Annotated in this window: 1 pseudogene; it reads right to left on the reverse strand. The window is 43.2% G+C overall.

Annotated elements, in window-relative coordinates:
- Nucleotides 1–64: 64 nt before the first annotated feature.
- Nucleotides 65–1,261 (reverse strand): annotated as a pseudogene (locus ACOMA9_RS09755) (IS110 family RNA-guided transposase).
- Between the last annotated feature and the right edge of the window lie 64 nt (nucleotides 1,262–1,325).

Here is a 1,325-nt window from a genome sequence, read left to right on the forward strand (position 1 = left end):
AAAATCAACACCTTATCTAGCTATTTTTTTCATAAGGTGTTACAATGATAGAGCATAGACGGCTTTAATGATTTTGGGTTAAAGTGTAATCGTAAAGTTTGTTATGCGTAATGAGGTAATACATTGTCCTTATGAAGCGATGCATTGAGGCAATCGTATGAGACTTAGTTGAAGTCGTCTGCGATTGTCTTTTTCGTTTCTCATAAAAGTCCGCAATGTGGCAAGGATTGGTATGACTGGCCGAAGCAATGTTGTGAATGGTCTTGAAGAGAATCTTTCTGGCATAAGGATTGCCCTGTTTGGTGATGTGTTCTTGAGCCAGAAAGTTTCCAGATTCGTAGTGTCTTAGATCAATTCCAATAAAGGCGTTGATTTGATTGGCAGACTAGACTGAAAACGGCGAATATCTCCTAATTCGCCTATGATAGAGGTGGCGGTTGTTTCAGCGATACCAGGAATAGAGAGAAGAATCTCGTATTCTGGTAGAGGTTTGGCCAGCTCTATCATTTTTTCTAAGATAGTCTGTCTGCGTTCGGTCAATCGTTGGAGTTCTCCTGCATAGTAACGAACCTCTTCGATCATTGGAGAGGTTTTCTTGGTAGCACAATAAGACTGTTTGGCTAGTTCAATGAGTTTCCCCACCAGATAAGCGACACGCTTGTCAGAGATGCGTTTGGCTGTAGACTGCCGAATGCTGGTAGTCAGTTCCATCTCAGACACTTCCAGGACGAAAGCTTTACTTGGGAATGCCCTCACCAGCTGCCAGTATTGTTCTCCCGTTGGTGTTGACAAGATGGACTCCAGTTCGGGGAAGGTCACTTGCAGTACTTTGTGAAGGCGATTCTTAGTACGAACGGTATCCTCTGTCAGATTCTGATAGAAACGACTCAAATCCCGCAAGTCTTGATAAACCTCCTCTTGAACATAGGTCGGTTTACGATTGAGCACAAATTGAGATTGTGCTAGTTTTTCAGCGTCAATCTTATCTGTTTTACGAACTCGCAGGCTATCCAGTTGCTTCTTAGTTTCCAAAGGATTGAGCCGTGTATAAGTGTAGCCATTTTCCTCCAGAAAAGCTTGGAGCCGCTCCTGTAGCTTCAAAAACAATCTCTGGTGTTTGGACTTGCTTCAGGTCTTCCAAGAGACGGCGGAATCCAATGGTATCGTTGGGCATGGTGTAGCCATGAACCGTCTCACTGTTGACTAAAATAGCCACCTCTGAACTTGCCTTGCTCACATCAATTCCAAACACAGTCCGCATGATAATTCCCTCTTTGTCTTGAATGATACCTTGTTTTAGTGATGTCATTTTCAATACTCGACGT

It is taken from the genome of Streptococcus atopicus, from assembly GCF_049166725.1.
In the GTDB taxonomy this organism is placed as follows: domain Bacteria; phylum Bacillota; class Bacilli; order Lactobacillales; family Streptococcaceae; genus Streptococcus; species Streptococcus hominis.